General features: G+C 69.4%; 27 protein-coding genes. 19 read left to right on the forward strand and 8 right to left on the reverse strand.

Annotated elements, in window-relative coordinates:
* Window positions 1–59: 59 nt before the first annotated feature.
* On the forward strand, window positions 60–845 hold the full coding sequence (locus CAM01S_RS11310) for an NRDE family protein (protein ID WP_066521446.1): 786 nt from the start codon (window positions 60–62) through the stop codon (window positions 843–845).
* Between the two features lie 3 nt (window positions 846–848).
* Window positions 849–1,580 (forward strand): collagen-like domain-containing protein, encoded by a 732-nt coding sequence (locus tag CAM01S_RS14965; RefSeq protein ID WP_066521448.1) that lies wholly within the window; start codon window positions 849–851, stop codon window positions 1,578–1,580.
* A 40-nt stretch (window positions 1,581–1,620) separates the two neighbouring features.
* Here the strand turns inward: CAM01S_RS14965 and CAM01S_RS11320 are convergent, their stop codons facing one another.
* Window positions 1,621–2,538, reverse strand: a complete 918-nt coding sequence (locus tag CAM01S_RS11320; RefSeq protein ID WP_066521451.1) for an SDR family oxidoreductase — start codon at window positions 2,536–2,538, stop codon at window positions 1,621–1,623.
* Window positions 2,539–2,660: 122 nt separating this feature from the next.
* Between CAM01S_RS11320 and CAM01S_RS11325 the strand changes: the two genes are divergently transcribed.
* The 3 genes from CAM01S_RS11325 (at window position 2,661) to CAM01S_RS11335 (ending at window position 5,092) form a co-directional block, all read left to right on the forward strand.
* A complete protein-coding gene (locus tag CAM01S_RS11325) occupies window positions 2,661–3,785 on the forward strand; it encodes an LLM class flavin-dependent oxidoreductase (RefSeq protein ID WP_083527985.1) in 1,125 nt (374 codons plus the stop codon).
* 75 nt (window positions 3,786–3,860) lie between these two features.
* Window positions 3,861–4,475 carry a hypothetical protein gene (locus CAM01S_RS11330; protein WP_066521454.1) on the forward strand — a complete coding sequence of 205 codons (615 nt, stop codon included), beginning with the start codon at window positions 3,861–3,863 and terminating at the stop codon, window positions 4,473–4,475.
* 128 nt (window positions 4,476–4,603) lie between these two features.
* Window positions 4,604–5,092 carry a pyridoxamine 5'-phosphate oxidase family protein gene (locus CAM01S_RS11335; RefSeq protein ID WP_066521457.1) on the forward strand — a complete coding sequence of 163 codons (489 nt, stop codon included), beginning with the start codon at window positions 4,604–4,606 and terminating at the stop codon, window positions 5,090–5,092.
* A 47-nt stretch (window positions 5,093–5,139) separates the two neighbouring features.
* Here CAM01S_RS11335 and CAM01S_RS11340 read toward each other — a convergent pair whose 3' ends face one another.
* Window positions 5,140–6,435: a mannosyltransferase family protein gene (locus CAM01S_RS11340; protein ID WP_066521460.1), complete on the reverse strand. Its 1,296-nt coding sequence runs from the start codon at window positions 6,433–6,435 to the stop codon at window positions 5,140–5,142.
* Between the two features lie 109 nt (window positions 6,436–6,544).
* Between CAM01S_RS11340 and CAM01S_RS11345 the strand changes: the two genes are divergently transcribed.
* Window positions 6,545–7,954: an MFS transporter gene (locus CAM01S_RS11345; RefSeq protein ID WP_066521463.1), complete on the forward strand. Its 1,410-nt coding sequence runs from the start codon at window positions 6,545–6,547 to the stop codon at window positions 7,952–7,954.
* Between the two features lie 28 nt (window positions 7,955–7,982).
* Here CAM01S_RS11345 and CAM01S_RS14700 read toward each other — a convergent pair whose 3' ends face one another.
* Window positions 7,983–8,144, reverse strand: a complete 162-nt coding sequence (locus tag CAM01S_RS14700; protein WP_157071542.1) for a hypothetical protein — start codon at window positions 8,142–8,144, stop codon at window positions 7,983–7,985.
* Between the two features lie 91 nt (window positions 8,145–8,235).
* Here CAM01S_RS14700 and CAM01S_RS11350 point away from each other — a divergent pair, with 91 nt between their 5' ends.
* From CAM01S_RS11350 to CAM01S_RS11360, 3 genes are all read left to right on the forward strand, one after another.
* Entirely contained in the window at window positions 8,236–8,985 is a 750-nt protein-coding gene (locus CAM01S_RS11350) for an endonuclease/exonuclease/phosphatase family protein (protein ID WP_174520431.1), read from the forward strand.
* Between the two features lie 88 nt (window positions 8,986–9,073).
* Window positions 9,074–9,298 carry a hypothetical protein gene (locus CAM01S_RS11355; RefSeq protein WP_066521465.1) on the forward strand — a complete coding sequence of 75 codons (225 nt, stop codon included), beginning with the start codon at window positions 9,074–9,076 and terminating at the stop codon, window positions 9,296–9,298.
* Window positions 9,299–9,301: 3 nt separating this feature from the next.
* Window positions 9,302–9,850, forward strand: coding sequence for a 2'-5' RNA ligase family protein (locus CAM01S_RS11360; protein WP_066521468.1), 549 nt, complete (start codon window positions 9,302–9,304; stop codon window positions 9,848–9,850).
* Here the strand turns inward: CAM01S_RS11360 and CAM01S_RS11365 are convergent.
* The 3 genes from CAM01S_RS11365 to CAM01S_RS11375 are packed head-to-tail and all read right to left on the reverse strand — an operon-like array spanning window position 9,818 to window position 12,867.
* Window positions 9,818–11,056, reverse strand: coding sequence for an FAD-binding protein (locus CAM01S_RS11365; protein ID WP_066521471.1), 1,239 nt, complete (start codon window positions 11,054–11,056; stop codon window positions 9,818–9,820). The genes CAM01S_RS11360 and CAM01S_RS11365 overlap by 33 nt on opposite strands.
* Window positions 11,057–11,083: 27 nt before the next feature.
* Window positions 11,084–12,529: a DHA2 family efflux MFS transporter permease subunit gene (locus CAM01S_RS11370; RefSeq protein ID WP_245631628.1), complete on the reverse strand. Its 1,446-nt coding sequence runs from the start codon at window positions 12,527–12,529 to the stop codon at window positions 11,084–11,086.
* A 56-nt stretch (window positions 12,530–12,585) separates the two neighbouring features.
* Complete coding sequence (locus CAM01S_RS11375) at window positions 12,586–12,867, reverse strand: acylphosphatase (RefSeq protein WP_245631629.1); 282 nt, start codon at window positions 12,865–12,867, stop codon at window positions 12,586–12,588.
* Window positions 12,868–13,013: 146 nt separating this feature from the next.
* Between CAM01S_RS11375 and CAM01S_RS11380 the strand changes: the two genes are divergently transcribed.
* The 6 genes from CAM01S_RS11380 (at window position 13,014) to CAM01S_RS11405 (ending at window position 19,078) form a co-directional block, all read left to right on the forward strand.
* Window positions 13,014–13,691, forward strand: a complete 678-nt coding sequence (locus tag CAM01S_RS11380) for an NUDIX hydrolase (protein ID WP_157071543.1) — start codon at window positions 13,014–13,016, stop codon at window positions 13,689–13,691.
* Window positions 13,692–13,698: 7 nt separating this feature from the next.
* Entirely contained in the window at window positions 13,699–14,970 is a 1,272-nt protein-coding gene (gene nadA, locus CAM01S_RS11385; protein WP_066521479.1) for a quinolinate synthase NadA, read from the forward strand.
* Window positions 14,970–16,661 (forward strand): L-aspartate oxidase, encoded by a 1,692-nt coding sequence (nadB, locus tag CAM01S_RS11390; RefSeq protein WP_066521484.1) that lies wholly within the window; start codon window positions 14,970–14,972, stop codon window positions 16,659–16,661. Before nadA ends, nadB begins: the two co-directional genes overlap by 1 nt.
* Window positions 16,658–17,515 carry a carboxylating nicotinate-nucleotide diphosphorylase gene (gene nadC / locus CAM01S_RS11395; protein WP_083527986.1) on the forward strand — a complete coding sequence of 286 codons (858 nt, stop codon included), beginning with the start codon at window positions 16,658–16,660 and terminating at the stop codon, window positions 17,513–17,515. The genes nadB and nadC overlap by 4 nt, the downstream gene beginning before the upstream one ends.
* Before the next feature lie 36 nt (window positions 17,516–17,551).
* Window positions 17,552–18,754 (forward strand): cysteine desulfurase family protein, encoded by a 1,203-nt coding sequence (locus CAM01S_RS11400; RefSeq protein ID WP_245631630.1) that lies wholly within the window; start codon window positions 17,552–17,554, stop codon window positions 18,752–18,754.
* 75 nt (window positions 18,755–18,829) lie between these two features.
* Window positions 18,830–19,078, forward strand: a complete 249-nt coding sequence (locus CAM01S_RS11405) for a hypothetical protein (protein WP_157071544.1) — start codon at window positions 18,830–18,832, stop codon at window positions 19,076–19,078.
* Between the two features lie 186 nt (window positions 19,079–19,264).
* Here the strand turns inward: CAM01S_RS11405 and CAM01S_RS11410 are convergent, their stop codons facing one another.
* Window positions 19,265–19,726, reverse strand: a complete 462-nt coding sequence (locus tag CAM01S_RS11410; protein ID WP_066521492.1) for an MSMEG_6728 family protein — start codon at window positions 19,724–19,726, stop codon at window positions 19,265–19,267.
* Window positions 19,727–19,996: 270 nt separating this feature from the next.
* Between CAM01S_RS11410 and CAM01S_RS11415 the strand changes: the two genes are divergently transcribed.
* From CAM01S_RS11415 to CAM01S_RS11430, 4 genes are all read left to right on the forward strand, one after another.
* Entirely contained in the window at window positions 19,997–21,673 is a 1,677-nt protein-coding gene (locus CAM01S_RS11415; RefSeq protein WP_066521498.1) for a sodium:solute symporter family protein, read from the forward strand.
* 29 nt (window positions 21,674–21,702) lie between these two features.
* Complete coding sequence (locus CAM01S_RS11420) at window positions 21,703–22,044, forward strand: hypothetical protein (RefSeq protein ID WP_217999737.1); 342 nt, start codon at window positions 21,703–21,705, stop codon at window positions 22,042–22,044.
* A 68-nt stretch (window positions 22,045–22,112) separates the two neighbouring features.
* Window positions 22,113–22,721, forward strand: coding sequence for a DNA-3-methyladenine glycosylase I (locus CAM01S_RS11425; RefSeq protein WP_066521502.1), 609 nt, complete (start codon window positions 22,113–22,115; stop codon window positions 22,719–22,721).
* A 9-nt stretch (window positions 22,722–22,730) separates the two neighbouring features.
* Complete coding sequence (locus CAM01S_RS11430; protein ID WP_217999738.1) at window positions 22,731–23,570, forward strand: DJ-1/PfpI family protein; 840 nt, start codon at window positions 22,731–22,733, stop codon at window positions 23,568–23,570.
* Here the strand turns inward: CAM01S_RS11430 and CAM01S_RS11435 are convergent.
* A complete protein-coding gene (locus CAM01S_RS11435; RefSeq protein ID WP_169795869.1) occupies window positions 23,567–24,298 on the reverse strand; it encodes a LysR family substrate-binding domain-containing protein in 732 nt (243 codons plus the stop codon). The genes CAM01S_RS11430 and CAM01S_RS11435 overlap by 4 nt on opposite strands.
* Window positions 24,299–24,300 lie beyond the last annotated feature (2 nt).

Here is a 24,300-nt window from a genome sequence, read left to right on the forward strand (position 1 = left end):
TGCGCGCATGGAGGACGCTACCCGCGCCTCCGGTTCGACGGGGGTGGGAGGATCGACGCATGTGCACTGTCGTCATCCGCACCGATCCGGGAGCCGACTGGCCGGTGACGATGCTCGCGATGCGCGACGAGTCGCCGTCACGGCCATGGGATCCGCCAGGCGCCTGGTGGCCCGACCGCGACCCGACGGTGCGAGGCGTGCGCGACCGGTCCGCCGGCGGTGCGTGGCTTGCCGCCTCCGATGCCGCCGGGCTCGCCGTCGTGCTCAACCGATGGGAGCCGGTCGACCCGACCGCCGCCGGGGGGTGGACGACCCGCGGCGTCCTTCCGCTCGATGCGGTGATCGACGGCGTCGAGCCGAACCCGGCAGGGGAGCAGCCCACGACGCGGGCGTTCAACCTCATGCGTGTCGCACCCGACGGTGCCGTCACGGTCACCGCGTGGGATGGCGAGCGGGTCCGGCGCACCGCGCTCGGTCCTGGTGTGCACATGCTGACGCACGGCGCGCCCGACGATCCCGCGGTCGCGCGGATCGCGGCCTGGCTCCCGGCATTCCGGGAGGCGCCACCCACCACCCCGCCTGTCTCCGGTCCGCTCGAGGAGATCGCGCGCATCGACGACGAGCCAGACCCGTGGACGCCGTGGTTCCGAACCCTGGTTGCGTCGACGGCGGACGGGCCGCACGCAGCGACATCGCTGCTCCGGGACAACGACGGGCCGGAGGGGCGGTTCGCCACGCTCTCGATCGTCGCTGCGGCGGTGCGACCGGGTCGTGTCGTGCTTCAGCACGCACGACTCGCGGAGCCGGGCAGGATCGACGCCGATGTCATCCTCGGGCATGCTTAGCGCGTGACCATCTCGAAGGACGAGTTCCGCGACCGCTTCCGCTCGCCGCAGGGGCGCGCGGAGCTCGGCTATCCGCACGTGGACGACGCGCAGGCGGAGGCCGTCGTCGGTGACGACCGCATGCTCGGCGCCACCTACGACGGGTGGCTGCAGGCGCAGCAGTCGCGCGGGCCGGCGGCACCCTACGGGTACCCGGGGCAGTCCGGCCAGCCCGCCGGATATGGGCAACCGGGACAGTACGGCCAGCCCGGCCAGTACGGCCAGCCCGGCCCCGGCTCCTACGGACAGCCCGGCCCCTTCGGCCAGCAAGGCCAGCCCGATCCGTACGGGCAGCCCGGCCCCTACGGCCAGCAAGGCCAGCCCGATCCGTACGGCCTGCCCAATCAGTACGGCGCGCCGGGCCCCTACGGGTCACCGAACGGGCGGCGACCGTACGGATGGTCGGGCTGGGGTGGTCGCGGCGGCTGGGGTGCCGGCTCGCCCGGAGCAGCGCTCGGCTTCGCCATCGCGGGAATCGTGCTCCCCATCGTGCTGCTCGGCGCGCACGTCGTCGGCACCCTCGGATTCGTTTTCGGCGTGATCGCGCTCCGACGCTCGCTCGGGCTCCGCCGCATGCTTCGCCCAGGCGCACCGGGCTGGACGCTCACGACCGTAGCGTTCGTCCTCAGCATCATCGCGATCGTCGTCGGCGGGGTGTCGCTGCTGACGTTCATCTTCACGGTCGCGAACCGCTGAGCGACCGTCCGTCGATCAGCGATCCGCGCGCACTGCCGGCTCAGTCGGTGTGAAAGCTCGTGCCGGTGAGGCGCTCCGCGACGCTCCAGAGCGAGGCGGCGAGGTCGGTCCCGCGCGCGGCGCGGGGCACCGAGGCGACGGTCGTCGGGCCGGTCAGGCCGAGGAAGCCGTTCGGCCCGTAGTAGACGCCGTTCTGCGCGCCGCGGCCGACGGCGGCGAACAGGAGCGGTTCGGTGCCCTGTTCCACGGCCTGGTTCCAGGGACGCGGGCGGTCGATTCCGCTCCCGGAGACCGGCTTCTCCCGGCCGAGGCTCCGACCCGCCTGCTGCAGGTTCGTTCGCGTGTACCCGGGGTGCGCGATCGTGCTCATCAGGGGCAGTCCGCGCTCTGTCGCGAGTCGGGCAAGATGCTGGCCCATGAGGAGGTCGGCGAGCTTCGACTGCGCGTAGGCGCGTGCCGATGACCAGCTCTGGGCCCATTGCAGATCGTGGAATCGGATCGACCCGAACGAGGCCGCGAGACTCGACATCGTTGCCACGCGTGGGCTGTCGCCGCGAAGGAGCAGCGGCATGAGCAGGTTGGTCAGCGCGAACGGCCCGAGGAAGTTCGTCCCGAACTGCAGCTCGAACCCGTCGGCCGTCAGGATCCGTTTCGGCGGGAACATCACTCCCGCGTTGTTGACCAGCACGTCGACGGGCGTTCCGTCCGTCAGCAGTGCGTCCGCGAACGCTCGAACGCTTGCGAGGTCGGCGAGGTCGAGCTGTCGAACGGCGATCGTCGCGCTCGGCGACTCGGCGAGGATCGCGGACCGAGCATCCTCGCCCTTCTCGACCGAGCGGACCGCCATCGTGACGTCGGCTCCTGCGGCAGCGAGACGTCGCGCGGCCTCCCGTCCGGTCCCGCTGTTCGAGCCGGTGATGATGATGCGCCTGCCATGCTGGTCCGGAATCGTCGCCATGGCTCGGACTGTACGCGAATGGACGGACCCGATCCTGAGCCGCCGCTGCTGACCTGACTGGGAATACCCGACGGGGGATCCGAGTTCCATTTCCATGCAAACGTATGAATAATGGAGCGATCATGAGCAGTGCATTCGGCAACATCGGCGCCACCCGTCCCGCGGACGTTCCTCCTGCAGCCCCGGAACGGATCGGCGACGTGGAACTCGGGCTCGACACCTTCGGCGACGTCACCGACGATGCGGCAGGAACGCCGCTCTCGCAGGCGCAGAGCATCCGGAACATCGTCGACCAGGCGGTCCTCGCCGACGAGGTCGGTCTCGACTTCTTCGGCGTCGGTGAGCACCACCGCGCAGATTTCGCAGTCAGCGCTCCGGAGGTCGTCCTCGCGGCAATCGCGGCACGCACCGACCGCATCCACCTCGGCAGCGCGGTCACCGTGCTCTCCTCGGACGATCCGGTCCGCGTCTACGAGCGGTTCGCCACGGTCGACGCGCTCTCGAACGGCCGCGCCGAGGTCGTCCTCGGCCGCGGGTCGTTCACCGAGTCGTTCCCGTTGTTCGGCTACGACCTCAGCGACTACGAGGTGCTGTTCGAAGAGAAGCTCGATCTGTTCGCGCGGCTCCGACAGGGCGGCCCCGTCACGTGGTCGGGCACGAAGCGTGCCCCGCTGACCGACCAACGGGTCTTCCCGACGACCGAGCACGGCGCGATCCCCACCTGGATCGGCGTCGGAGGCTCGCCGCAGTCCGTCATCCGCGCCGCCTCGTACGGTCTCCCGCTCTTCCTGGCCATCATCGGAGGTCAGCCCGCGCAGTTCGCCCCGTTCTCCCGCCTCTATCGGCAGGCGCTCGAGCAGTTCGAACTCCCGCAGCAGCCGATCGCGATGCATTCGCCCGGGTTCATCGCGGCCACGGACGAGGAAGCGGCGGAGACGTTCTTCCCCTATCACCGCACCGTCACGGACCAGCTCGGCCGGGAGCGCGGCTGGCCGCCCTTCACCGAAGCGCAGTATCGGGCCGGGCTGTCGGCCGGTGGCTCGTTGTACGTGGGGTCGCCGGAAACGGTCGCGGCGAAGATCGCGCGCAACATGCGCGTGCTCGGGGTGAGTCGCTTCGACATGCGGTACGCGACCGGGCGCCTCCCGCACGACCACATGATGCGCTCGATCGAGCTCTTCGGAACGCGGGTCAAGTCCCTCGTGCAGGAGATGCTCGCCGCGCAGGAGGCCGCTCCGGTCGCATAGGCCGGCGCCAGCCGGATCGCCGGGCTGCGGGCCCCGTTCGAAGGACCCGCAGCGCCAGCGGGTACGGTCGGAAGCATGCGCGAAGAGCAGCGGTTCCGTGGGCGCATCCTCGGTGCCGGGACCACGAGCGGCGTGCGCATCGTCGTCGGCCTCTGGGAGTCATCGCCGTTCGGCGCGTTCACCGATGTGTTCATCGAGAAGCCCGACGACACGAGCCTCCTGCTCGCCCCGGACGAGGTGGTCGCGGCATACGTGTCCGGCACATACCGGTTCGATACCGTCCGCGTCGTCGACGTCCACGCCCGCCGGACCGCGTCGACGCTCGAGCTCGACGCGGGCCCCCTCGTCGCGTCGTTCCGCATCGGCCCGATCACACCGCTCGGGCGCCTGCTGCGCGTCGTCCCGCGGCGCGTGGCGACCAGTCCGGCATGGCTCGCCGCGATCGATCCGGTTGCACGGCGGATCGTTCCCGGCGCGGGCACCGCGGGGACCGCCGGCGGGGGTCGGCGCGAGTACTACGGGGTGACCCGCTCGCACGCGGTGCTCGATGTCCGCGGCACATGGCTCGGCGACGACCTCGGGAGGCTCGCACCGCTCGACCCGCCGGTCCGGTTCGGCTTCGCATCCCTTCCGCCCACGCCGCAGGTCGTCACGGTCGAGACGATCATCCGATCCGCGGTGACCGGCTGACCCGGTCCGCGTCCAGCATCCGCGTGCACAATCGGACCTCGACGCGGCCGCATCGACGATCCCATCGTGGAGCGGTCGGAGGGGTCGAAGCGGAGCCGCAACGGAGCGGCAACGACGGAGGGAGCACCATGACCGACACGCAGAACGACGAACGAGCCGCCATCTCCGACATTGTGCACGGGGCTCACACCGCGCTCCTGACCACGGTCAGTGAGAAGGGGGAGTTGCACGCGCGACCGCTCGCCGTGCAGGACAAGACGTTCACGGGCACGCTGCGATTCCTCGTGCAGGCGGACAGCGAGAAGGTCCAGGACATCGCCGCCAACCCGAATGTGAACGTCGCGATCGAGTCGCAGGGTGGCTACCTCTCGATCGCCGGGCACGCAGCCGTCACCCGTGACGAGTCGGTCATCGACGAGCTCTGGTCGCCGTTTGCGGAAGCCTGGTTCCCCGGCGGCCGGACGGATCCGTCGATTCGTCTCCTGACGGTCACCGGCCGGTCGGTCGAGTACTGGACGCAGAACGCCGGTCCGGTCGGGAGCCTCGTCCAGACGGTCAAGGCTGCGCTGACCCACTCGCAGCCTGATCTCGGGTCGAACGGCACCGTCGAACTCTGACACCATCGGCGGTCGCGCCGACACCATCGGTGGGTTCGAGCGTCGGGCTACGGCGGGCCGAGAAGCCAGAGCACCGCGATGCAGACGGGCTGACCGACGAGCGCGCCGATGACCATGGTCCAACGCGCCCAGGGCCGGCTCACGAGTTCTCGGGACCCGAACAACGGCGCGAGTGGCATGAGCAGTCGCGGCGTGGACGCCATCGGCAGCGACACCGCGAAGATGTACAGCGCGTAGGCGGCCGAGAAGGTGACCGGGACGACGCCGAGCTCACGGGTGGAGCGTCGGCTGAGCCAGACCACGTACGCCGCGATGAGCATGAGCACCAGGAGGATGCCGCCGATGCCGAGCCATCGGCCGGCGTTGTAGAACCAGGGCGCCATCGGGATGAATGGCACGCGCCCGACGAACCCGACCCACCACGACATCTCCGTCTGGAGATATGCGCTCGACACCCCCGTCACGCGGGCCGCGATCAGCGGCCAGGAGAATCCGGCGAGGGTCATCGCTGCGCCGGACGTCACGATCGCGACCCATTCGCGGGGTGGGATCAGCGCGAGGACACGGCCTCCGGACGCACGGAGGCGCCGAGCATCGCGGAGCCGGACGAGGGTCACGACAGCGAGCGTGAGCGGGATCGCGAGACCGCCCGGTCTGGTGAACGCTGCGACGATCCCGAGTATCGCGAGCACCCCGTACTGGCGTCGTTGGATCGCGAGGAGCGACCCGAATACGAGCGCGAGGAACATGCTCTCCGCGTAGCCGACCTCGAGGAGAAATGAGATGGGCCCGATGCAGAAGAACAGCGTGGCCCAGAGCGCCGCCGAGCGGCCGCCCCGCTCCCGCACCACGAGGTAGAGCAGCGCCGCCGCGAGCAGACCGGCGACCGTCGCGACCAGTGGGGCGCCGAACTGGAACGGCAGACCCGTCGACGCCGTCAGCATGCGAACGACGAACGGGAACGCCGGGAGGAACGCCCATGCGTTCGGCAGCACGTGGCCGGCTCCGTCGATCGGCAGCACCGTGGGATATCCGTGCACGGAGATCTGCTCGTAGTACTGGCCGTCCCAGCTCGTGAGAAAGCTCAGGAACCCGTGGTCGTTGCCGCGAATCGCTCCGGCCGGTTGGTCACGACCGATGAGCGGCCACACCGCCGCGAGCCACAGGGTCGACACGGCCCGGCCGGCTCCCCAGATGCTCAGCACGGCGGCCCATCCGGGCATGCTCTGCACGAGTTCGGCCAGACGGCGGATGCCGAGCGTGCGACCGAGACCGGCGAGCGTGCCCAGGTCAGCTGCGACGCCTCGGTCCGGTCTGGTCCGAATACCGTTCGTGTCGGTCACCGCGCTCCAGCGAGGCGGTCGATAGGGGCGAGCATCACGAGGTGACGATATCCTGCCGCCGCTGAGGGCCGGGTCACAGCTTGCCGATAACCGTAAGCTACGGACTGCAATGGATCAGCCTCGACAGCACGCAGCGACCGCGCTCGCGGCGCTCGTGGCTGGCACGTTCTTCATGGAACTGCTCGACGGCACGATCGTCTCCACCGCCGCCCCGGCGATCGCGCGGAGCTTTCACGTGCCGTCCGCGACGGTGGGCATCACCGTGACCGCCTATCTGGTCACGCTCGCCGTGCTCGTCCCGATCAGCGGATGGTTGACCGACCGCGTCGGCACGAAGACCGTGTTCGTCGTCGCGATCCTCGCCTTCACTGTCGCGTCGGCGCTCTGTGCGGCGTCCGGATCGCTGCCCGAACTCGTCGGGTGGCGGATTCTGCAGGGGGCGGCGGGGGCGCTCATGGTGCCCGTCGGCCGCCTCGTGGTGCTGCGCACCACCGGAAAAGATGACCTGGTTCGCGCGATCGCGATCCTGACATGGCCCGCACTCGCGGCTCCGATCGTGGCCCCGTTCCTTGCCGGTGTCCTCGTCGACGCACTGTCATGGCACTGGATCTTCCTGGTGAACGTCCCCGTGGGCGTGCTTGCGATTGCGACTGCGCTCGTGCTCGTGCCGCAGGAGCGCGCGGCTCAGCGCGTTCCCTTCGATTGGCGCGGGTCGGCTCTGGCATGCGCCGGTCTCGGAGGGCTCGTGGTTGCCGCATCGCTCTTGGCGCTCGCCCAGATCCCGATCGCCGCCACGCTCATCTTCGGGATCGGAGGCGCGGTCGCCTGCTGGCTCGCTGTCCGCCACTTCCGGCGCGCCGAGCACCCCATCCTCGGGCTCGAGGCCTTCCGTCTGGAGACGTTCCGCGTCTCGCACGCGGGCGGAAGCCTGTTCCGCGGCGCCGTGTCGGCGATCCCGTTCGTCCTGCCGCTCCTCTTTCAGGACGCCTGGGGCTGGAGCGCGCTGCGCGCCGGAACCGCGGTGCTCTGGGTGTTCGTCGGAAACCTCGGCATCAAGCCTGCGACCACCCCACTGCTGCGGATGTTCGGATACCGGTCCGTGGTCATCGCCTCGACGGCGGTCGCGGTCGTCACGACCGTGGCCATGGTCGCGGTCGCGCCCACGACGCCGTTCTGGATGCTCGCGACGCTGCTCGTGATCAGCGGCGCGGCGCGATCCACGGGCTTCACCGCGTACAACACGCTCGCGTTCGCGGACGTGCCGCAGGAGTCGATGACGCCGGCGAACACGCTGTCCTCGACGCTCCAGCAGGTCGCGTCCGGGTTCGGCATCGCGGTCGCGGCGGTGGTGCTCCGTGCTGCGGCCACGCTGTCCGGTGGCAGCCAGGCGTCGCCGGCGGCCTACGCCGCGGCGCTCTGGGTCATCGCCGCGCTCCTCGCTGCCGCGTGCCTCGAGGGAATCCTCATGAGCCGCGGAGCCGGAGAGCGCGTTCGGCCGCGCCGTCGCCAGTCAGCCTGACGAACGACTCCGCGAACGCGCTCGATCGTCAGGCGCCGGGTTTGTCGTCGCCGGTCGGGACGTCCTCAGGGTGGACTTCGAGGGCCGCCTCCGACGAGCCGGCCTCCTCGAGATCGGCATCGGTGTCCGGCTGCTCGGGCGCCTCGGGTGTTGCGGCTTCCTCGGCGGGGTCTGGTTGGCTGTACGTCATGCTGCGGACGCTACTCGGCTGACCCTGCGGCGCTCGGGGGTAGCGTGGCGAACAAGCGGTGCCGAGACGCCCGAAACTGAGGGGACGAGGAATGGAAGCGCAGCGGCAGACCGACGATTCGGATCGCCCTGGGATTCGCGTCGTCAGCTACAACCTGCGCGAGCACACGGCAAACAGCGAACTCGCCGCGCTCGCCGAGGAATCCGACGCCGACGTGCTCTGCGTCCAGGAGTGCGATAGCGATGACCTCGCCGAGACCGTCGGTGCGCTCTCGCTCGCCGCCTCCACCAAAGCGAATCGGCTCGGCCTGGCCATCTACAAACGCGACGATCGATTCGACGTGAAGGACTTCACGATCCACTCGCTCCGCAAGTCGATCCATGACCGCGTCCTCGCGCCGGCCCACGAACGCCTCATCGCCATGCATTTGGAGGACCGGGCCGCCGAGGCGGAAGTGATCGTCGCCTCCTTTCATGCGTCGCCGCTGACCGCGACGAACAGCCTGCGGCGCAAGCAGATCGAGGCCGCCCATCAGTTCGTTCGCGACCTGTCGAGCTCCGCGCCGGCGATCATGGTCGGAGACTTCAACTATCCCTGGTTCCAGACGAATCTGCGGAAGAAGATCGAGGAGCACGGGTTCGCGCTCTCGCTCTCGGACCAGCCGACCTACCTGCGATATCGGAAATTCACCGGCCATTTCGACTTCGCTACGAGCGTCGGCCTCGATATTCAGGGGGTCGAGACGCTCCCTGCCGGCGTCTCGGATCACCGTCCGATCCTGGTGCGGGCCCGATACGAGCCGGGGGCCGAGCGCGTCTCGCCGGTACACGGGGCGGCCTGACGGCGATCCCTCCCGGACTGGGGGTTGGCGCCGGGCGGCGGGGCGATCGACGATGCTCTGGCCCTGTTCCATCACGAGTGAGACGACGATGTTCATTCCCACCGTGTCCGACGCGTTCGACGGCCGGCTCCGCGCGCTTGCCGCAGCCCGCGACGCCGACGAGACCACCACTGCAGCATTCGTCGCCTTCGTCCTCGGTGAGTATCACGCGACCGCGGACTTCGAGCGCACGGCCGACCTGTCAGCGATCTGGGCCGCGTTCTCGCACGTCGCCGCGCGGCCGTTCGACAGTCGGCTGCTGCTCACGGCCTGATCGGTGCGCAGCGTCGAGATCACGTTCGATCGGGAATCGGACGCGCTGATCCGCCGAGAGTGGGACGCGCTCACCGACGCCGGGCTGCCGAGTCTCGCCCTGCATACGGCAGCGTCGAATCGTCCGCATCTGACCCTCGTCGCGGGCGATGAACTGGCGCCGCTCCCATTCGATCAGGAGGACGTCGACGCGATACCCGCCGTCATCGACCTCGCGGGCCTGATGGTGTTCCCGACGGCGCGCGATCGCTGGATTCTCGTGCACAGCGCCGTGGTGTCGCAGCCGCTCGCCCGCCTGCAGGAGCGCGTCGCCCGGCGATTCCCGGGCGGCGTTCCCACGACGCGGCCTGGTGCCTGGGTCCCGCATGTGACGCTGGCTCGCCGCCTGACCGCCGAGGGCGTCGGCAGGGCGCTCCACGCCCTCGCGGAGGTCGGCGTTCGTGAGCAGCACGCGATCGCCGTCGCGGCAATCCGCTTCTGGGAGGGCGATACCCGCACCGTGAGCGTGCTCTGGCGCGATTCAGCAGCCGAGGACCCGCTCACTGAACGGTGATCGGAATTTCTGGTCCGGGTCGAGCGCGCGGATCAGATCGCGGAATGCCGGGAGGCGCGGGTACAGTTCCGCGATCGCCGAACCGTCGAGCGAACTCATCTTGCCCCAGTGCGGTCGGCCGCCGAACGAGGCGAGTCGAGCCTCCAGATCGGGAAGGAGCGCCTGCACCGCTTGCGGATGCTTCTTCCACGTGAAGGCGATGCAGAGCTGCGGCTCACCCTGGGACGGGCTCAGCCACAGGTCATCGGCCGCCATGGTCCGCAGCTCGGTGACGTGCAGGTGCGGCCGGATCCGCTCGTGCAGTGACATCAGCGCGTCGAGCGCGTCCGCGGCGAAGCGCAGCGGCACGAAGTGCTCGCTCTGCACCTCGCTCCCGACCGATGGCGTCCCGGTGATCGGGAAATGCGGGAGGCGGTCCCACCAGGGCCCCGCAGTGCCGTCGACGGCGGTCCGATGCTCGCTTGCGGGTGTGGGCGGCAGACGCGGTGCGCCGAGCAGCGCGTCGGGCACGACGAGAGACGGCCCGTCCGTCGGGATGCGCGACTTCAGCAGCGTCTCCCGGACCTGGCCATCCCAGCCGGTGAAGCAGCACACGCTCGTCGCCGCGTCGAACACGGACGCGATGTTCGCGAGGAACGTCGACCAAGGGATCGGACCGAATCGGTCCTGTCGCATCTCGTAGCTCGGTTCTGCGGCGAGGGTGACGCGCGTGACCACGCCGACACGGCCCAGGTGGAGCACGAGACCGGGAAATGATGCGTCGCCCGCGGCGGTGCGTCGGATCGAGCCGGAGGCGTCGACGAACTCCATCGCGGTCACCGCCGTCGACAGCGATCCGAGCGCCGTGCCGGAGCCGTGTGTGCCGGTGGCGATCGCTCCGCCGATCGAGATATGCGGGAGTGAGCCCATGTTGTGCAGCGCGAGTCCGGCCGCGTCGATCGCGGGAGCGATCAGGCCGTACCGCGCTCCTGCGCCGAGGGAGATCGTGCTGCGCTCTGCGTCCGGCACCAGGTCCGCCGGAACGCCGGTCATGTCGATGAGTACGCCGTCGGTGTCGGCAACGTCATTGAACGAGTGGCGCGTGCCGAGCGCACGCACGCGCGGCAGGCGGGCGACGAGGTCTTGGACAGCCTCGACGCTGGCCGGCCGTTCGATCGCCGATGCGCGATAGGTGATCGTTCCGGACCAGTTCTGCTCGTCGAGCATCGGCTGCGCCTCCTCGCGCTGGCGGGGTCAGTGCGCGAGGACCGGGGCTTCCACGGCGTCGGGTGCGCTGACCGGTTCGATCGGACGGTGCACGAAGCACGACGCGACGATCCCGCCCACCGAGATGATCGCTCCGAACAGGAATGCGGTTCGCACGCCTGCGGCCGTTGCGCTCGCGATGTCGGAGCCGTGCCCGGCCGCGAGGCCGGTCCCGATCGCGAGGACCGTCACGAAGAGGGCGGTGCCGGCCGCTCCCGCGAGCTGCTGGCCGGCACCGACCAGGGCCGAGCCGTGCGAATAGAGATTGGGGGTGAGGCCGCCGAGAGCTGACGTGAACAGCGGCGTGAAGGTCAGCGCGAGGGCGATGCTCAGCACGATGTGGGCGCCGAGTACGAACCAGACGGTGGTGTGCGTCCCGACCGTCGCGAGGCCCCACAGCACAGCGCTGACCAGTACGGCCCCCGGAATCGCGAGGATGCGCGGACCTCGCCGATCGTAGATGCGGCCGACGACGGGGGAGAGCAGCCCCATCAGCAGACCGCCCGGCAGGAGCAAGAGCCCGACCGTGAGCACGCTGAGGCCGAGCACGCTCTCGAGGTAGATGGGCAGCAGGATCAGCGTGCCGAACATGCCTATCATGCTGATGCTCATGGCGACCATTGACACCGAGAAGCTGCGGACGCTGAAGGTGCGGAGATCGAGCAAGGCGGCATCGCGACGTTCGAGCCGTCGTTGACGCCGGACGAACACCACGAACGCGACCGCGCCGATCGCGATCGATGCCACCGGCTGGAGAAGGCCCGCGGAGCCAGCTGTGCCGATGCTCGAGAGGCCGTAGACGACGCCGCCGAACGCGACGGCCGAGAGCACGATGCTCGGCACGTCGAGCGGAATCCGGCGCGGTTCCGAGATGTTGCGCACGAGCAGCGCGCCGACGATGAGTGCGGCGAGTGCGATCGGCAGCACGAGGCCGAACATGGCCCGCCAGGGCAGTGCATTGAGGATCAGCCCCGAGATCGTCGGACCGACGGCGGGCGCGACGGAGATCACGATCGAGATGTTCCCCATGACGCGCCCGCGATGCGCTGGCGGCACGAGTGCGAGCACGGTGGTCATGAGGAGCGGCATCATGATCGCGGTACCGCTCGCCTGGACGACCCTGCCGACGAGCAGGACCGGGAAACCCGGTGCCAGCAGGGCGATGAGCGTGCCCGTGGAGAACAGGCCCATGGCCCAGACGAACATGGTCCGGGTGGTGAAGCGCTGGAGGAGGAATCCGGTGACCGGGATGACCACCGCCATGGTGAGCATGAAGCCTGCGGTCAGCCATTGACCGGTCGTCGCGGTGATCCGCAGGTCGTGCATCAGCCGAGGCAGCGCCACACCCATGATCGTCTCGTTGAGGATGACGACGAAGGTCGACACCAGCAGGAGTCCGATGACGAGGCGGTTGGCGCGGGCGGCGTCGGTCACGAGGTCTCCGTCCTGCGATGCGTGCGGTCTGAGACTACCCGCAGGCGGGCGAAGAGTCAGTGGAGGATGTTGAACGCCTCGTCGTCCCCGTGCGGTTCAACCGTTCGGATATCGACACCGGTCACGGTCGCGGTCGGTGGTCCGCTCCAGAGGAGCTCCATCAGCTCGTCGACCGCGTCCTCCGGCCCTTCCGCCTCGACTTCGACCGTGCCGTCGAAGCGGTTGCGGGCGTACCCGCCGAGCCGCAGGCCATCGGCTTTCCGTGCCGTCCAATACCGAAACCCGACCCCCTGAACGGTCCCGGAAATGACCGCGTGCATGCGAGTGATCGGCATCATGCGGCCACTGTACGGGTGGGTCGTTTCGTCGCCGTCACCGTCGCTTTTCGGGCAGATGACGCACCTGAGGTCGCGCGGCCAAAGCAACACGAGTAGAGTCACCCAGACCCGAACAGTTCGAGTCGTGATGACACTAAGGTGAGGTGATGAACGAACCGATCCGCCTCGCCGTGTCGACCGTGATCCTCGCGCTGCATCCCGACCCGGAGACCGGCGCGCTCGTGCTGCGAACACCGCTCGTCCGGCGCCAGCGCGAACCGTTCCTCGACAGCTGGGCGCTCCCCGGTGGGTGGGTGCACCCGGATGAAAGCCTCGAAGCGTCCGCCGCGACCTCGCTCCTCGACACCACGGGCGTGCGCCCGCGATATCTGGAGCAGCTCTACGCGTTCGGCGACGTCGACCGGGCGCCGAGCAGGGTGGTGTCGATCGTGTACTGGGCGCTCGTGGGCGGGCGCGAGACCATCGCGGTTCCCGATGACTTCAACGTCCGGTGGTTCCGCGTGGACGATCGACCGCGGCTCGCGTTCGATCACGACCGCATCCTCGAATACGCACTCTGGCGGCTCCGGAACAAGGTGTCCTACTCCCGGATCGCGCAGGGCTTCCTCCCGGAGCGCTTCACTCTTGCCGAGCTGCGTGCCGCGCACGAAGCGGTGCTCGGCCGTCCACTCGACCCTGCGAACTTCCGGCGGCAGATCGCCGGAACCGACCAGGTCCTCCCGACCGACGCGATGAGCACCGGCGGCCGCCACCGCCCAGCCCGTCTGTATCGAACCAACCCCGCACTCGGCTTTGCCGACAACGGCCCGCTCTCCCCTCGTTAGGAGCACCATGTCCGTCGCAACCACCATTGAACTCATCTCGAACGGCCGGGCCGCAGGAGGCGTGTGCACGCCGTCGCTCGCGCAGCCCACCTGGGACATCGACGCCGCCCCCGGATACGGTCCCGGCGCCTCCATGTCCGATCGGATCCCGACCGGTGCACCGCGACAAGGCGGGATTCCTGAGGAGTATCGACGTGCCTCCGCCGACGAACTGCGCGACCGTGTCATCGCCGCCAAACGGGCGCTCGGGGACCGGGTCGTGATCCTCGGCCACTTCTACCAGCGCGACGAAGTCGTCGAGCACGCTGATTTCCTCGGCGACTCATTCCAGCTGGCCAAGGCCGCGACCACGAGGCCCGAGGCTGAGGCGATCGTGTTCTGCGGCGTGCACTTCATGGCCGAGACGGCAGACATCCTTGCGCGGCCCGATCAGCACGTGATCCTGCCGAACCTCGCCGCCGGGTGCTCGATGGCGGACATGGCCGACATCGACAGCGTCGAGGCCGCGTGGGAGCAGCTGCTCGACGTCCTCGGCCCGACGGCTCCGGATGGCAGAGCCGCCGTGATCCCGGTGACCTACATGAACTCCGCCGCCGATCTCAAGGCATTCTGCGGTCGGCACGGTGGCATCGTCTGCACCTCGTCGAACGCGCGCGAAGTGCTCGAGTGGGCGTTCGAGCGCGGTCAGCGGGTGCTGTTCTTCCCCGATCAGCACCTCGGCAGGAACACGGCGCACGCGATGGGAATCACCGACGATCGGATGCCGCTCTGGAACCCGAACGCGGCGCTCGGCGGCAACGACGAGGACACTATCCGCGATGCGCGCGTGATCCTCTGGCACGGATTCTGCTCCGTGCATCGCCGGTTCACCGTGGACCAGATCGAGGCGGCACGCGCCGCTCATCCGGGAGTTCGTGTGATCGTCCATCCGGAATGCCCCGCCGCTGTGGTCGACGCCGCCGACGCCGCCGGGAGCACCGACCTCATCCGCCGCACCGTCGCCGCAGCAACCGAACCGACGACCTTCGCGATCGGCACCGAGATCAACATGGTGCAGCGGCTCGCTGCCGAGTTCCCGCAGCACACGATCTTCTGCCTGGACCCGGTCGTCTGTCCGTGCTCCACGATGTACCGGATCCACCCGGGCTACCTCGCCTGGGTGCTCGAGGCGCTGGTCCGCGGCGAGGTGCTCAACGAGATCGTGGTGCCCGACGAGGTGCAAGTGGATGCCCGCGTCGCGCTCGAGCGCATGCTCGCGATGGCGCCGGCCGCCCGCTGATGGACGTCCTCATCGTCGGATCGGGCGTGGCCGGGTTGACCGCTGCGCTCCGTCTGGCCGGGAGGCACGACGTCACGTTGGTGACGAAAGGTCGCCTGACCGACGGGTCGACCGGGTGGGCCCAGGGCGGCATCGCGGTCGCGCTCGGCGCGGACGACGCGCCGGCGCTGCACGCGGCGGCGACGCTCCGCGCCGCGTCCGGTCTCGCCGACCCTGCGGCTGTCGACGTGCTGTGTGGTGACGGGCCGAACGCGATTCGTTCGCTCCTCGCACTTGGGGTCCCGTTCGACCGCTCGACGCATTCCGCGGACATCGCCCAGTTCGGCGACGACCTGGCGCGCGGTCTCGAAGCCGCGCACGACCGCCGACGCATCCTGCACGCTCGTGGCGACGCCACCGGAGCCGCACTCGAGGAGACGCTCGCCGCCGCCGTCCGCCGGTCGCCCGCCCGCATCCTCGAACGAACACATCTCGTCGACCTCATCATCCGCGGAGGCGCCGTCGTCGGCGCGCAGCTCGTCGGAGCGGGCGGCACACCGATCGCGCAGCGTGCCGACGCCGTGATCCTCGCGTCCGGAGGAGCGGGCCGGCTCTACAGCACGACCACGAACCCAGTCGTGGCAACGGGTGACGGCCAAGCGGCGGCATGGCGCGCGGGAGCGGTGCTGACCGACCTCGAGTTCGTGCAGTTCCACCCCACGCGGCTCGCCGTGGACGGCGGCCCGCTGATCTCGGAGGCGGTCCGCGGAGAAGGGGCGCGACTCCTGGACGCATCCGGACGGCCGTTCATGGCCGCGGTGCACCCGGCTGCCGAGCTCGCGCCCCGCGACGTCGTCGCGCGCGCCATCGCGGCCGCGATCGTCGAGCGTGGCGGGCCCGTGCTGCTCGACGCGACCGCGTTGGAACGGTCCGACCCGGGCTTCTTGACGCGTCGGTTCCCGGGGCTCACCAGGGCAACGCGCGCCGCGGGCTTCGACTGGCGCGTCGAAGCGGTGCCGGTCACGCCCGCAGCGCATTACGCGATGGGCGGGGTCGCAACCGATCTCGACGGCAGGACCTCGATCCCCGGCCTGTTCGCGGCCGGCGAGGTCGCCTGCACCGGGGTCCATGGCGCGAATCGACTCGCATCGAACTCGTTGCTCGAAGGGCTCGTGTTCGCAGCGCGCGCGGCAGATGCGATCGATCGGCCATATCCGGAGCGTGTTGCGGTGCGTGGCTCCACGACCGTCGAGGTTGTTCCTGACGCGATGCCGTCGGCGGTCGCACCGGACCGCGCCGCTTCGATCGCGTCGGGGACGCGCCTCCCCGCCGATTCTGTGGCGAGTCCCTCGGTTCGGCAGGCAGTACAGACCGTCATGGAGGCACGGGTCGGCCTGTTGCGCGACGAAGCCGGCCTCGCGCGCGCACTGCGCGACATCGAGGCACTGCGCGCCGATCGTTCACTCCGCAGAGGGGTCAGCGCCGTACCAGAGTCGGTCGACGCCAGCGAAACCGAGAACCTCCTCGATCTCGCGCGACTCACCATCGTGGCGGCGGCATCGCGAACGGAATCGCGCGGCGCGCACGCCCGCACGGACTGCCCCGCCACCGACCCGAATCAGGCCCGACCGCGTGCGTGGCGGCGGGTCGACGTCCAGAGCGCATCGGCCTTCCCGGCCGAGGTGCGTCGCAGCCAAGGAGCCGCAGCATGATTCACCCGATTCCCGAGCACGCGCTCCGCGCCGTGATCGACATGGCACTCGCGGAAGACGCTCCCTGGGGTGACATCACGAGCGAGGCGTTCCTTCCGCCGAATGCGATCGCCGACGCGGAACTCCGTGCGCGCGAACCCGGCGTCCTCGCGGGCGCGACGGTCGTCGCTGCGGCGATGGCGGCGTGCGGAGCGGTGGACGTGATCGCACATGTCGAGGATGGCGAGCGGTTCGCGTCCGGAACGCTGCTCGCCACCGTTCGTGGCCCGGCGCGAGCAGTGCTTCGTGCAGAGCGCGTCGCGCTGAACCTGGTTCAACGGATGAGCGGCATCGCGACCGCAACCGCGGCCTACGTCGATGCGGTGTCCGGCACGCGGGCGAGGATCGTCGACACGCGGAAGACCACGCCGGGACTTCGGGCACTCGAGCGATACGCAGTCCGCTGTGGCGGTGGCTTCAACCACCGCACGTCACTCTCCGATGCCGTCCTCGCCAAGGACAACCACCTCGCGGTCCTCGCCGCGAACGGCGTCGGCATCGCGGACGCCATTCGAGCCGCCCGCGGCCAGATCGGTCACACCGTGCATCTTGAGGTCGAGGTCGACCGGATCGACCAGATCGAGCCCGTCGTGGGCGCCGGCATCGACACGATCATGCTCGACAACTTCACGCCGGACATGCTCCGCGAAGGCGTGCAGATCGTCGCGGGTCGCGCGCTCGTCGAGGCGTCCGGCGGTGTCTCGCTGGACACCGTTCGGAGTATCGCGGAGACCGGCGTGGACCTCATCTCCGTCGGTGCGCTGACACACTCGGCCCGTGCGCTCGACCTCGGGCTCGACATCGCGATCGCATGACCGAGCTCATCGCATGACCATGACCGAGTTCATCGGATGACCGAGGAGTCGCGATTCGCCGAGATGTATCTCGACGTCGCTGCGAGCGCGCCGATTCGACCCGAGGTGCTGGCCGCCATGTGGCCGTACCTGACGGTGCACGTCGGCAATCCGGCCTCCACCCACGATCGCGGCCGCGAACTCGCGCAGACGATTGCGCATGCTCGGACCCAGATCGGTCGGTCGCTCGGCGCACGCGCGAACGAGGTGATCGTGACCGCAGGCGGCACTGAGTCAGACAACGCGGCGATCAAGGGGATCGCGCTCGCACGTCCACGCGGGCGGCACATCGTCACCGCAGCCACGGAGCACGAGGCGGTCCTCGCGAGCTGTGATTACCTCGCGCGTCTGCATGGCTTCGCCGTCTCGTTCGTGCCCACGGACCGCCACGGCGTCGTCACGCCGGAAGCGCTCCGCGAGGTCGTCCGAGCCGACACGACGCTCGTCACCATCGCGCATGCCAACAACGAGATCGGAACCGTCCAGGACATCGCCGCCCTCGCGAAGGTCGCGCACGAGGTCGGCGCGCGCATCCACACGGATGCCGTGCAGTCCGCGCCGTGGCTCCCGGTCGACCTGCGGGAGCTCGGGGTCGACGCGCTCAGCATCTCCGGTCACAAAGTCGGCGCTCCGACCGGTGTCGGCGCACTGCTGCTGCGCAACGGGGTGCCATTCGAACCGCTCATGCATGGCGGCGGCCACCAGCAGGGGCGCCGCTCCGGCACCGAGGACACGGCCGGCACGGTGGCGCTCGCGACCGCACTCGCGCTCAACGCGGCGGACCGGGAGCAGCGGTCGGCGGCAGCGGCGTCTGCCCGCGACGCCCTCATCGACATCGTGCTGCGCCGTGTGCCGGGCGCGCTGCTGACCGGGTCGCGCACCGCGCGCCTCCCGGGTCACGCGTCGTTCTGCATTGCCTCGACGACACTGCCGGACGGTCGGACGGCTCCCGCACCCAACGGCGAGACCGTGCTGATCGAGCTCGAGCAGCGCGGCGTCATCGCGTCGGCGGGGAGCGCCTGCGCGGCCGGCTCGTCAGACGTCTCGCATGTGCTCCGTGCGATCGGTCTCGGCGATGACCTGGCGCGCACGTCGCTTCGCTTCTCGTTCGGCGCGGAGATCACCAGGGAGAGTGCTGCCGGCGTGGGGGAGGCGATTGCGGAGACCGTCGCACTCGTTCGGGAGGCCCACCAAAAGTAGAATAGACGGTCTACTCCATAAAAGGGGCCCGGTCCCCCATTGTGCGGACACGCGCTTGTCGGCACAATGGAGGACATGGCAAACGCAATGGGAAGCATGCGAGACGGAGTGGACCGCGTCCACGCCGTGCAGTTCCTTCCGGCCCCGGTGACCCTGCTGGCGCTCGCCGTCGGCGGCACCCACCACCTCGGAGTCGCACCGCTCGGTGTCATCGCGATCATCGGTGCGCTCGCCACGATCGGCAGCGTGCTGCTGCCGATGCTCCGCCCCGCATCCGCATCGTCGGCGCTCCCGATCCCTCGCGAGGAAGATCGGATCCGCTGATCCCCCTGTGCGCCCCCGGTCTCGTCCCCCCTGCCGACCGGGTGCGCCGCCGGACATCCTGTCGTCCGGCTCGGGGCGCGGCTCACCCCTGAAGCCGCGCCCCACACCTCGGCTCCCGCCGCGGGACCGCCTCTGTGCGGAACCCCCTGATCCCGCGGCGGGACCGATGGGTCGTCCCTCGCCCGCTCACCCCTGGTCTGGCATTGCGGCGCCCGGCCACACGTAGGCCAGGTCGTCCGACGTATCCGCGAATCGGTCCCGGTAGAAACTCGGCTCCTTCTGCACCAGGCGCGATCGATGCGACTCGTGCACTGCGGGATCGCCGAGCCACGGCGGCATGGTGATCTCGCCGCGGTGGTACGCATCCGCGTCCTCCGGGACGCGCTCGAGGTCGAGCAGCGTCTTATCGCGGCAGGTGTCCGGGTGGCCTCTGGCAACCCATTCCGCGCAGATCGCGTCCTGATACCGCATGAGCGCCGGTCGATATCCGCGCCACATGGTGACCACTGGATGGTGCTGCCAGCCGTAGCCGGGCAGTGTCAGGGCGCGCATGACCTGCAGCGTCTCGACGCGCTGCTTGCCGAGACGACGTGCGTCGAGGGCCGCTGCGCTCTCGGCAAAGTCCGGATACGGCAAGAACGTCTGCATGCCCTCGCACCGTACCCGTCGTGCGTGCGGAAGCGGTGCCGTCCTCATGCGGCGCCTGGCAGTCGGAGCGGACGCACAGCAAATGTGGCGGGTGTTTCGTCAAGCCGTGAGGTGGATGCGGAAACGCTGCGCGCTGTCTGCGTGTACTGTGCCCCGATGGGTCCGGCACGACGCCGGGCCTGTCTGACGCAGGGGAGCGGCCGTCACGAGCGGCGCTGTCCCCCGAGACTCGTTCGTCTCGCAGACGCACCGTACCGACGGGGAGTGCCCATGGTTTCCGCCGCAGCCGCCAATCCGATCCAACTCAGTCTGAGCTGGGTCGACTATTTGATGATCATCGTCTACTTCGCCGTCGTCATCGGCATCGGGTTCACGGCGCGACGCCAGGTCCGGACGAGCATGGACTTCTTCCTGTCCGGCCGATCGATGCCCGCGTGGATCACCGGACTCGCGTTCGTCTCCGCCAACCTCGGAGCGACCGAGATCCTCGGGATGGCGGCGAACGGCGCGCAGATCGGAATGGCGACGCTGCACTACTACCTCATCGGTGCCGTACCGGCAATGGTGTTTCTCGGCCTCGTCATGATGCCGTTCTATTACGGGTCGAAGGTTCGCTCGGTGCCGGAGTTCATGCTCCGTCGATTCGGTAAGGCGCCCCACCTCGTGAACGCGATCGCGTTCGCGGTGTCGAACGTCCTCATCGCCGGCATCAACCTCTACGCGATGGCGATCGTCATCGAGGCGATGCTCGGGTGGCCCGAGTGGCTCGCCATCATCGTCAGTGCCGGATTCGTCCTCGTCTACATCACCCTCGGCGGGCTCTCGAGCGCGATCTACAACGAGGTCATGCAGTTCTTCGTCATCATCGCCGGGCTCATCCCGCTGACGATCGTCGGTCTGCATCGGGTCGGCGGGTGGAATGGGCTGTCGTCGGCGATCGCTCACACGCAGGGTGTCGAGCACCTCTCCACCTGGGCGGGCACCGCGATCGGACACACCACCAACCCGATCGGAGCGAACTGGTTGGCCATCGTCCTCGGTCTCGGCTTCGTGCTGAGCTTCGGTTACTGGACCACCAACTTCACCGAGGTGCAGCGGGCCTTCTCGGCGAAGAACATGTCGGCTGCCCGTCGAACGCCGCTCATCGCCGCGATCCCCAAGCTCTTCATCCCGTTCATCGTCGTGATCCCGGGACTCATCGCAGCGGCCGTCATCGGGAACCAGTTCGCCGACCCGCACTCCGGGCTCACCTACAACGACGCGATCCCGAAGCTGATTCAGATGTACCTGCCGACCGGTGTGCTCGGGGTCGCAGTGACGGGCCTCCTGGCAAGCTTCATGGCCGGCATGGCGGCGAACGTCTCGAGCTTCAACACCGTGTTCACCTACGACATCTGGCAGCGCTACATCAAGCCGAACATGCCCGACGTCCACTACCTGCGCACCGGCCGCTGGGTCACGATCGCGGGTGTCCTGATCGGGATCGCCACGGCGTTCATCGCAGCGCAGGCGCAGAACATCATGACGTACATGCAGACGCTGTTCTCGTTCTTCAACGCGCCGCTGTTCGCCGTGTTCATTCTCGGCTTGCTGTGGAAGCGCATGACCACCTCGGCAGCGCTCTGGTCGTACATCCTCGGCATCGTCACCCCGACGATCACGTGGATCGCCTATCTCGTGAACCCGAAGCTCTTCGCCACGGCCACGGCCGAGACCCTGTACGGCGCGATCATCTCGTTCGTCACGGTGCTCGTGGTCGGCGTCGTGATCTCGCTGTTCACGAAGCCCAAGGCGGAGCGCGAGCTCTCCGGGCTCGTGTACGGCATCGGCAAGATCGACCTTCACGGCGACGCCGTCGCGACGGACACGGCTTGGTATCGATCGCCGGCGCTCCTCGGGACCGTCGCGCTCGTTCTCTGCGTCGTCCTGTACCTCCCCTTCCTCTGATCGAGCCGGCACGTTAGGAGCACTGCATCATGACTGAAGAGAACGTTCCGACCCGGCCGCTGACCGACGCCGAGAAGGAGGCGCTGGTCCGGTCCACACGACGGCTCGACCTCCGCCGCATCCTCGGTGGGCTGTTCGTGCTGTACGGCGTCATCGTCACCATCGTCGGGATCGTCAATTACTCGAGCGATCCGGCGAAGACCGGCGGAATCCACATCAACCTCTGGACGGGCATCGCGATGCTCGTCGCCGGGCTCCTGTTCTTCGTGTGGGATCGGATGAACCCCGTCCCCGCTGAGGACATCGTCGGGCAGGTCGAGCATGAGGCCGACATCCGAGCTGAGGGGGAGGGCCGCGCACCCCAGCACTGAGCTGCGTCCCCTGGCGGTGCCGTCGGCCACTCGATCGGAGTGTCCGACGGCATCGCTACGCTCGCCCCATGTCGGATCTCCTCGTCGGCTCAGACGGCCTCGCTCGCCCGGTTTGGGCCGCAACCGATCCGCTCCTCCGCGACTATTACGACCACGAGTGGGGCATGCCCGTCCACGACGAGCGAGGGGTGTACGAGCGTCTCAGTCTCGAGGCCTTCCAGTCGGGTCTGTCCTGGCGGACGATCCTCGCGAAGCGACCGGCGTTCCGCGCGGCGTTCGCCGACTTCGACCCGGAGGCCGTGGCATCGTTCGGCGACGACGACACCGCGCGTCTCCTCGCTGATGCCGGTATCGTCCGCAATCGCGCGAAGATCGCCGCGACCATCGTGAACGCCCGAGCCACGGTCGCGCTGCGGGCCGAGGGTGGGCTCGGCGAGTTCGTCTGGTCGTTCCGGCCCCCGTCCACACCGGCCCCGCGCCTCCTGTCCGAGATCCCGACATCGAGTCCAGAGTCGACGGCGCTCGCCCGCGGCTTACGTGCCCGCGGGTTCGCATTCGTCGGCCCGACCACGATGTTCGCGCTGATGGAGGCGATCGGCATCGTGGACACCCACCTCGTCGGCAGCCACCGCCGCGGGAGCTCCGGGGTCTGGACCGAGGGCCGTCCGCAGGACTAGGTTCTCGCCATGAGCGGGCACGACGGCGCACACGGGCACGACGGGTCGGCTGGGCGGGCCGTAGCGCGACCGATCACGCCGAAAGACGCGTTCACGGTGGAAATCGCTGCTGACGCGTCCGCGCCAGCACCGGAACCAAGTCCGACGACGGCCATGCCGCCCGAGCACGATCCGGCGATCGTTCGGATCGTGTTCGTGCTCTTCTCCGGCATGACGCAACTCGACTTCACCGGCCCCGCCGAGGTGCTCACCCGCGTGCCCGGAGCGACGGTCCAATATGCGGCCGCGTCGCTCGAGCCGCTGGCCACGGACTGCGGGTTCTCGGTCGTGCCCACGCACTGCTTCGCGGCGGTACCGGCGGCGGACGTCCTCGTCGTGCCCGGCGGCGACGGCGCGTTCGACGCCATGCTCGACCCCGCGGTCATCGACTTCATCCGGACACAGGCCGAACGGGCGACGTGGGTCACATCCGTGTGCACCGGCGCGTTCGTCCTCGGGGCGGCGGGACTGCTGGCCGGCAAACGGGCGACGACGCACTGGGCGTCACTGCCGATGCTCGACGCGTTCGGCGCGCACCCTGTCGGGGAGCGGGTCGTCGACGACGGCAGCGTCGTGACGGCCGCCGGCGTGAGCGCTGGAATCGATATGGCGCTGTGGCTCGCTGCCGAGCTTGCCGGCCAACCGGCCGCCGAGGGGATCCAACTGCAGCTCGAGTACGACCCGCAGCCACCGTTCGCGGCGCGCTCGGCAGCGAGCGCCGATACCCGCGTGCTCGCCGCCGCTCGCGCCGACGCCGAACGCCGACGCGGGGAGCGCGTGTCACGCGCGGCTGCAGCAGTGATCGGCTAACGACTCCGACGGGGACGACCGCTGCCCTTCGCGCCCCGACCGGTACGCCGGCCGGTGCCGCCGCCCCCGGTCCGCTGGGCAGGGGAGCCCGACCGCGAGCCCGACGCGCCGCGCTTCGTCGACGCGGCACGGGCCTCCCGCTCGGACGCATCGGGTGACGGGCCCCGCGAGCTGTTGGCCGTGCGCCCGCGGACAATCCCAATGAACGCGTCGATCAGCGCCGAGTGATCTTCGGTGCGCCAGATCAGCGCAACCTGGGTCGGCGGAATGCCCTCGATCGGCCGGGAGACGAGCGATCGCCGGCTGGCGGCTCGAAAGAGCGACTGCGGGATGACGGCGAGACCCGCACCGGCTTCGACGAGGTCGAGGAGGCCGGAGAGGTCATCCGGGATCGTTGCCACCGGCGCCCCGACTGCTCCGAGTGCATCCGCGAGGATGGTGGCGCCCGCGAGGTCCGCCACCATCAGCGTGTCGGCGGCCGTGAACACGGAGTCCTTCGGCATCGCAACGACCGGGGTCTCCGTCCAGAGCGGAATCGCATTGAGTCGATCCGGAACGGGAAGTCGGCCGAATGCGATGTCGACCGTGTTCCCGAGAGCATGGACAACGTCCGATGCGGCGACCGGCTGCAGCGCGAGCTCATGCTCGGGGAATCGCTCCCGCCAGGTGCGCACCCACTTCGCCGGACTGACGCCCGGCACGAATCCGATCGTCAGCGCGGCAGCCATGC

Source organism: Curtobacterium ammoniigenes NBRC 101786 (assembly GCF_001571045.1).
GTDB lineage: Bacteria > Actinomycetota > Actinomycetes > Actinomycetales > Microbacteriaceae > Curtobacterium > Curtobacterium ammoniigenes.